This is a genomic window from Flavobacterium sp., from assembly GCF_044360715.1.
Lineage (GTDB): Bacteria > Bacteroidota > Bacteroidia > Flavobacteriales > Flavobacteriaceae > Flavobacterium.
In genome coordinates this window covers 1-8,350 of record NZ_JBIKJY010000039.1, presented here as the reverse complement: position 1 = coordinate 8,350, position 8,350 = coordinate 1, and the positions used below count along the sequence as shown (strand labels likewise).

The following is an 8,350-nucleotide window of genomic DNA, read 5'->3' as shown; positions in this document are numbered from 1 at the left end:
TAGAAGGAATGCCGGGCTTGGCAAAAACCTTAGTCATAAACACCTTATCTAAAGCCGTTCACGGTACTTTTCATCGTATTCAATTTACACCAGATTTGCTTCCTGCAGACGTGGTAGGAACGATGGTATACAATTTCAAAGAAAATGAATTTTCTGTAAAAAAAGGACCCATTTTTGCCAATTTTGTTCTGGCAGATGAAATCAATAGAGCACCTGCTAAAGTGCAATCTGCTTTATTGGAAGCTATGCAAGAAAAGCAAGTAACAATTGGTGAAACTACGTATAAATTAGACATGCCTTTTTTAGTTTTGGCTACACAAAACCCTGTAGAACAAGAAGGAACATATCCGTTACCAGAAGCACAAGTAGACCGATTTATGCTAAAAACCATTGTCGATTACCCGAAAATGGAAGAGGAACAACTTATTATTCGTAACAGTTTAATGGAAACCACAGCAACTATTAATCCTGTGGTTAGTGTAGCACAAATTTTAAAAGCCCAACAAACGGTTAAAGAAGTATATATGGACGAGAAAATCGAGAAATATATTTTAGATATTGTTTTCGCCACGCGTTACCCAGAAAAATATAGATTAGAAAACTTAAAACCACTAATTAGTTTTGGTGCATCGCCACGTGGAAGTATCAACTTGGCTTTAGCCGCAAAATGTTATGCTTTTATCAAAAGAAGAGGCTATGTCATCCCTGAAGATGTTAGAGCGGTGGTACACGATGTATTACGCCACAGAATCGGCATTACTTATGAAGCCGAAGCCGAAAACATCACTTCAGAAGACATTATCAATAAAGTTTTAAATCAGGTACAAGTTCCGTAGTTTTTGTTTCAGGTTTAACGTTTCAGGTTCAAAAAACAACTTGAAACAAAAACAACTTGAAACAAAAATAGCTTGAAACAAAACCAAAATGGAGACGAAAGAGTTACTGAAGAAAGTCAAAAAAATTGAAATCAAAACCCGAAGATTGAGCGATCATATTTTCTCGGGACACTATCACACGTCGTTTAAAGGACGTGGGATGACATTTTCTGAAGTGCGACAATACCAATATGGTGACGATTTTAGAGCCATAGATTGGAATGTTTCCGCAAGAAATAACGATGCCTTTGTTAAAATATTCGAAGAAGAACGCGAATTAACGATGATGTTACTAATCGATTGTTCCGATTCGCAAAGTTTTGGAACTACATCGCAAAGTAAAAATGAGTTGGTAGCTGAAATTGCGGCAACACTTGCATTTTCTGCCACGCAAAACAATGATAAAATTGGTTTAATTTTATTTACCGATGAAATAGAATTGTTTATTCCACCAAAAAAAGGAAAATCGCACGTTTTACGAATCATCCGAGAAGTAATTGAATGCCAACCAAAAAGCAAAAAAACCAATGTCGCGGTGGCCTTAGATTTTTTATCGAGTGTCATAAAAAAACGAGCAATTGTATTTTTAATTTCCGATTTTATTACCGCGGATTTTCAAAAACCATTACAAATTGCTGCTAAAAAACACGATGTAACAGGCATTAGAATTTTTGATTCCCGTGAAAAAAGCCTTCCAAATATAGGAATTGTTCAAGTGCAAGATGCTGAAACGGGAGAAAAAATATGGTTAGATACACAAACAAGCAGCACCCGTTTGGCATATGAGAATAAGTACAAAACGAATGTAGAAAACTGTCAAAATACGTTTAGTAAATGTGCCGCAGGATTAGTTGAAACCGAAGCCAACGAAAGTTATGTAACGAAATTAGTAACCTATTTTAAAAGTAGAGCCTAATGAAGTTACGTTTTTTATTTCTGTTACTTTTTTCAATTTCCGCAGGGTTTTCCCAAACGATAGTGACAACTGTATCTAAAAAGAAAATTAAAATTGGAGAACAAATTCAACTTACGTTAACCACAAAAGTAAACGAAAACGAGGTTGTGTTTTTCCCTGATTTAGATTCGATAGGCAAAATGGAAGTGGTGCACTCTTTTCCAACAGAAAAAAACAAAAAAGGGAACCAAACAGAATGGAAAAAAAAATATAATCTTACCCAATTTGATGCGGGCACCTATAAAATTCCAGCACTTGAGGTGTTAATTAACACAGAAAAAACCAAGTCGGAAAGTATTGAAATTTCCGTAATTGATGTAGAAGTAGATACTACAAAGCAAAAAATGTATGATATTAAAGAAGATGAAAATATCACTTCTAAAACTAAAGAAACATCACAAGAACTTTCAGATTCTCAACTAATTTTAGGAGTATTTTTTGCTTTTTTCTTAGCAGGCATATTGTATGTAATTTTGCGATTAAAACACCGAAATAAAAGCAAAACAGATGCTTATGTTTCGCCGTATAATAAAGCTTTTTTACGTTTTTCAGAAGTAAATACCGAAACAAATTCTAAAGAGTTTTATTCCAATATTACACAAATAATAAAATCGTATTTTGAAAAAACGTTAGAATTTTCTGCGTTAGAAAGTACTACAGAGCAGTTTATTTTGAAACTAAAAACGGCAGTACATCTTAAAAAATTTGAAATTTCAGAAACGACTATTTCCGAAATTGAAACGTTATTTCTTAAAGCCGATTTAGTTAAATTTGCCAAAATTGTAGTGGATGCAACATCGCATAGTTCAGACAAAACAGCAGCAGAGAATCTAATAAATGTATTTCACAAAACCTTACCTGTTTCTGAAGAAGAACAACAAATTGCAATAGCTAAAATAGCGGAAGAACAGCAACAAAATAAATATAAAAATATCAGACAAACAGCATTTATTGTAACGTTTTTAGTGGCAATAATTTCTGTAGTTGCCTTTTTTGGATGGGAAAATGTAACCCATTATTTTTCAGCAAAAATTAACGGAAAAGACGCCGATTATTATCTAAAAAAAGAATGGATCGTGTCAGAATATGGCTTGCCTGTTTTGCAAGTAGAAACGCCAGAAATTTTAGTTCGTGATTTGGTGACATCTAAAAATCCAAACATTAAAAATATCGCGCAATTTTCTTGGCAAAAACCAGAGGATAAATTAGCCATTTCGCTACAAACGATTGCTTATAAAGATTCTGTAAAAACAGATTTAAAAGCAATTTTTAATGATGAAATGAGCGAAATGATGCAATTGCAAGTCACTAAAATTCAAACAACTGCAAAGAAATTTAAAAATGTAAAGGATTTGTCTGGCGATATTTTAGAAGGTACATTTGAAATTAATTCAGCCAACCAAACCAAACAAATGCGATTTTTTACCGTTTTTATTTCGGATAATTTCGGATTACAAAAAGTAAGAATTACTCACGATGCTAAGGACAAATTAGCTAAAGATTTTATAGATCGTGTTACTAATAGTCTCGAACAAGTAAACCAAGAGGAAGATGAATAGTGCTTTTATGCATCCCCATTTTTTATGGCTGTTATTGGTACTTCCGATAGCGGCGTTTTGGCAATATATAAAAGCGAACAAACAAAATCCAACTTTAAAAATCAGCACCACGGAAGGATTATCCATAAAAAAATCGTGGATTATAAAGTGTCGACCGTTTTTGTTTTTGTTAAAGCTTGTGGCGTTAGGATTTGTAATTATAGCGTTAGCCCGACCAAGAAACACACAAAAATCAAATTTTACCGACAGTAAAAACGGAATTGATATTGTGATTGCTACCGATGTCTCAGGAAGTATGTTAGCAACCGATTTTAAACCAAATCGATTGGAAGCCATAAAAAAAGTAGCCGAATCATTTATACAAAAACGAACAAACGACAGAATTGGTTTAGTTGTGTATGCCGGTGAAAGTTACACCAAAACGCCAGTAACTTCAGACAAAATTATGTTGCTAAACGCTTTAAGAGAGGTGCAATATAACGGGTTGGTTTTACAAGACGGAACCGCCATAGGAATTGGTTTAGGAACTGCCATTAATCGAATTAAAAACAGCAAAGCAAAATCGAAAATCATCATTTTATTAACCGATGGGGTAAACAATGTGGGAAGTTTAGACCCCATTTCGGCAGCAGAAATTGCTAAAGACTTTGGTATAAAAGTCTATACGGTAGGAGTTGGAACAAACGGAATGGCAAATTTTCCAGTAGCAAAAGATAGTAATGGAAACATCGTTTTTCAACCACAAAAAGTGGAAATTGACGAGAAAATTTTACAAGAAATCGCTACGATTACAAATGGAAAATATTTTAGAGCTACAGATAATACTAAGTTAGAAGCCATTTACGAAGAAATTGATGGTTTAGAAAAATCTAAAATTATAGAAAACCGCTTGATGCTATTTGACGAACAATTTCGTAGTTGGTTACTAATAGGGTTGTTTTTTCTTGTTTTAGAAATGGTTTTAAGTCGAACGCTATTTAAAAGTTTTATCTAATGTTTGAATTTGAATCGCCATATTATTTTATTTTAGTGTTACTACTACCAATTGGATTAGTGGCACAGAAAGCCTATGTGAAATGGCAAACGGAAAAACAAGCGGTTTTTAGCGAGCCACAAGCCCTTGAAAAATTGCTTGTAAATTCACCAAAACAGATATCGCGTATTAAATTTATGTTGCAAATAATGGCTGTTTTTTTCATTGTTTTGGCGTTAGTAAATCCGAAATTGGGTTCAAAAGTTGAAACAGTTCCTTCAAAAGGAGTAGAAATTGTGTTTGCTATTGATGTGTCAAAAAGTATGTTGTGTAAAGACATTCAGCCCAACCGCTTGGAAAAATCCAAGCAAATAATGACACAAATGATTGAATCTATTGGAAGTGATAGAATTGGGATTGTAGCTTATGCGGGTAGTGCCTATCCTGTTTTACCAATGACAACAGATTATGAATTGGCAAAAATGTTTACACAAAGTATCAATACTAATTTAATTTCTTCGCAAGGAACAGCTATTGAAAGCGCCATTCAAACCAGTGTGGATTTCTTTGATAATCCAACTTCGGGGAAAGCCATTATTTTATTCTCAGATGGTGAAGACCATCAAAATGCTTCTTTTGATATTTCTAAAGTAACAAAAGAAAAAAATGTGAAAATTATAACAGTTGGAGTAGGAACCGCAAATGGCGGAACGATTGAATTTGAAGACGAACTCGGATTTCAACAAGTTAAAAAAGATAAAAACGGACAAGTTGTAATTACGAAACTAAATCAGGAAATTTTACAGAAAATAGCTTCAGAAACCAATGGAACGTATTGCAATGACAATCAAATTTCAAAAGTAGTTGCTTCAATAAAATCGGCATTAGCATCCGTAAAACAACAAGAATTTAAAGCCCAAGAATTGGCACAAAAACAATCGCAATTTCAGTGGTTTTTAGGCATTGCATTTTTATTGCTCTTGCTCGAATTTTTTATTACAAATAGTAATTTAAACATCAAAAATTGGTTTTCAAAACACCAGGCACATTTATTTTTGCTCGTGTTTTTAACTTCAGGAATGGCCTTTTCTCAAGAAAAAAACACAGATAATTCGCAACAAAAAGAAAAACAATTACGTTGGATAAAAGCCAAAGAAAAAAAACAAAAACAACCTGCAGAATATAATTTAGGAAACACCATTTATAAAAATAAAAAGTATGTTGAAGCGATAAGCAATTATAAAAATGCCGCTTTATTAGCAAATACTTCTGCACAAAAACACAAAGCGTATCATAATTTAGGAAACGCATATATGCAAGATAAAAATTATAAATTGGCAGTTGCATCCTACAAAAATGCTTTAAAGGCGAACGCTAAAGATGAAAAAACCAGATACAATTTAGCGTTAGCAAAAAAATTATTAAAAAAATATCCGCCAAAACCAAATCCGAAAAATAAAAACAAGAAAAAAAACCAAAAAGACAAAAAGCAACAAGACAAGAAAGACAATAAAAACAAAGAAAAAAGTCAGCCAAAAAAACCAAGCGCAAACAAACAACGAATGGATAACGTGCTAAAAGCAATTAGCAACGAAGAAAAAAAAGTACAGGAAAAAGTAAACGCAAATAAAACAAAAACGAACACAACAAGTACAGAAAAAGATTGGTAAAATGATAAACACATAGAAACATAGATAAAGAATTGTTTTAAAGAAGTTTTATCTAGAAATTACTTGTAAATAAAAACAGATGTAACCATATGGTTAAATTCAAGTAGTAATTTGAAACTTAAATTATGTTTTTAATTTATTTTTTTAGTCAACTTAGCTATGTTTGCTTTAAATAAGTGAAACGCCTTTACGCAAAACAAAACTATGTTCCTATGTGGTTAAAAAAGATTTATAAAATGAATGCATTAATTAAAATAGTATTAACTTTTATACTGCTTCCTTTTTTAGCTTTAAGTCAGGTAAAATTAGAGGTAAAAGCAGAAAAAACGAACCTTAAAATTGGTGAAGTGATTCAGGTTACTTATATTTTTAACGAAGAAGGCTCAAACTTCACACCTCCTAATTTTAATGGGTTTAATAAAGGTGGTTCGTACGTTTCTTCTAATGAAGAATACATAAATGGAGATTATGCCATACAACAAGTATATACCTATGTAATTCAGGCGGCCAAAGCAGGAAGATTACTTATTTCTCCAGCAACAATTAAATTTAATGGGAAAACCTATGCATCAAAACCTGTAGCCGTTTCTGTTTCCAACGAAAAAGCTGCCGATGCCATACAGAGAAACCAAAACACATCAACTGTTTCTAAATCCAATTCCTCAAACAAGTCGATTTCTGGCGCGAATAATTTATTATTTATTGATGTTGAAGTTAGTAAATCCAACGCCTATGTAAACGAACCTGTTGAGGTAAATTATCGCATTTATTTAGCACCCAATTTAGAAATTGAGTTAAATAAAAATATGGTTACAAAATTTAATAATTTTTGGAGTCAAACCGAAGATGTTCAAGGCGGATGGGAGCGAATGGTTGTAAACAATAGGGTATATAAATCTAAGATTTTCAAGAAAGCCATTTTATATCCTCAAAAAACCGGGAAACTTCAAATATCACCAATTACTTTAGACTTAAACATAAGTTATCCTACAGGAGATGTAGACTTTTTTGGCGATCCAGAATATGATGTGGCCAGAAGAGAAATTGTTTCTAATACGAAATACCTTCAGGTTCTTGCCTTGCCAGAAAAGGGAAAGCCCGAAAACTTCACAGGTGCTGTTGGAACTTTTGATTTTCAAGCAAATGTATCTAAAAACAATTTAAAATCAGGTGAGTCCTTACAATTAGACTTGATTGTTTCTGGAACTGGAAATTTAAAATTGTTCGAGATCCCTAAACCTAATTTACCAGCTAATTTAGAAATTTACGAGCCGCAACATCAAGAATTTGTGAACGAAAATATGAATGGAATTTCTGGAAAAATTAAAGATAGTTATACCATTATCCCACAGGAAAAAGGGGATTTCAAATTAAAACCACAGTATTTTTCATTTTTCGATGTCAAATCAAAAACCTACAAAACCATTTCATCTGAAGCTATAGATTTAGAAGTACTTCAAGGAGAAAATCAAGCGAATGTAACCTCGGTTTCAAAATCTAATTTAGCTGAAAAATCTCAAAAAACAGAACCAACATCAGATTTTGAATTTTCGTTTATGCATTTTATTGGACTTGTTTCTTTAGCAGGATTGACTTTATTGTTTTTTGCATTAAAAAGAAACAAATCGGAAACGGATGAAGAGGTAAAAACAGAAATAAAATCTGTAAAAAAGGATTTTTCTGTAAACGATATTCAAATCTATTTGACAGAAAAGGAATTGTTTTATCAGAAAATGGAACTTAAAATTGCCGAATTTTTAGAGTATAAATTTGGTTTAGAAAAAGCAGATTTAAATAAAGAAAACATTATCCAAAAGTTTCAAGAAAACAATATTTCTTCAGAAAACACAAACGATTTTATTGGCCTGTTGCAAAACTGCGAAAAAGCAAGATATTTGCCAACATCTGATGGAAATATGCAATCGGATTTTGAAAAATTACAAGAGTTAGTACAAATTATTAACGTGTAAAGGCAATAATCGTAATATAATTTTGTTTAGTGTATATTTGTAGTTCAACTTATTTTATGAAAAAAGTAGTTTCCTATTTATTTTTATGTTTTTCATTAGTTTCGTTTTCGCAACAGAAATTATGGAAAGGCTATTTTTCATACAATGAAATTACAGATATTTGTATTTCTGACCAAAAGGTATTTTCCAGCACAAAAAATTCTGTTTTTAATAAAGACATTTCCTCAAATATTTTAACCACTTTTACTTCAATAAACGACGTAAAACCAGATGAAATTACCGCTATTTTAAACACGTCAAACAATTATACTTTAATTGGAAATAAAAATGGTTTAATAATTCTTATAA

Annotated in this window: 6 protein-coding genes and 1 pseudogene; all 7 read left to right on the top strand. The window is 32.1% G+C overall.

All coding sequences use genetic code 11. The features are described 5' to 3' along the window. On the top strand, positions 1-836 hold an 836-nt coding region (locus tag ACIQ16_RS09890), incomplete at its 5' end, for an AAA family ATPase (protein ID WP_396151097.1). An 88-nt stretch (positions 837-924) separates the two neighbouring features. Next, positions 925-1,791: a DUF58 domain-containing protein gene (locus tag ACIQ16_RS09885; protein ID WP_396151096.1), complete on the top strand. Its 867-nt coding sequence runs from the start codon at positions 925-927 to the stop codon at positions 1,789-1,791. Then, complete coding sequence (locus ACIQ16_RS09880; protein WP_396151093.1) at positions 1,791-3,389, top strand: BatD family protein; 1,599 nt, start codon at positions 1,791-1,793, stop codon at positions 3,387-3,389. The genes ACIQ16_RS09885 and ACIQ16_RS09880 overlap by 1 nt, the downstream gene beginning before the upstream one ends. After that, entirely contained in the window at positions 3,382-4,383 is a 1,002-nt protein-coding gene (locus tag ACIQ16_RS09875; protein WP_396151091.1) for a VWA domain-containing protein, read from the top strand. The genes ACIQ16_RS09880 and ACIQ16_RS09875 overlap by 8 nt, the downstream gene beginning before the upstream one ends. Then, positions 4,383-6,032, top strand: coding sequence for a VWA domain-containing protein (locus ACIQ16_RS09870; RefSeq protein ID WP_396151089.1), 1,650 nt, complete (start codon positions 4,383-4,385; stop codon positions 6,030-6,032). Before ACIQ16_RS09875 ends, ACIQ16_RS09870 begins: the two co-directional genes overlap by 1 nt. Before the next feature lie 236 nt (positions 6,033-6,268). Then, the gene (locus ACIQ16_RS09865) at positions 6,269-8,002 is read left to right on the top strand and encodes a BatD family protein (RefSeq protein WP_396151087.1); all 1,734 of its coding nucleotides are present in this window, start codon (positions 6,269-6,271) and stop codon (positions 8,000-8,002) included. A gap of 56 nt (positions 8,003-8,058) precedes the next feature. Beyond that, positions 8,059-8,350, top strand: a pseudogene (locus tag ACIQ16_RS09860) (ABC transporter substrate-binding protein); the annotation flags it as partial.

Bases quoted from the DNA above. Each gene is read 5' to 3' on its own strand.
- ACIQ16_RS09885 (WP_396151096.1), top strand. From the start codon at position 925: ATGGAGACGAAAGAGTTACTGAAGAAAGTCAAAAAAATTGAAATCAAA.
- ACIQ16_RS09880 (WP_396151093.1), top strand. From the start codon at position 1,791: ATGAAGTTACGTTTTTTATTTCTGTTACTTTTTTCAATTTCCGCAGGG.
- ACIQ16_RS09875 (WP_396151091.1), top strand. From the start codon at position 3,382: ATGAATAGTGCTTTTATGCATCCCCATTTTTTATGGCTGTTATTGGTA.
- ACIQ16_RS09870 (WP_396151089.1), top strand. From the start codon at position 4,383: ATGTTTGAATTTGAATCGCCATATTATTTTATTTTAGTGTTACTACTA.
- ACIQ16_RS09865 (WP_396151087.1), top strand. From the start codon at position 6,269: ATGAATGCATTAATTAAAATAGTATTAACTTTTATACTGCTTCCTTTT.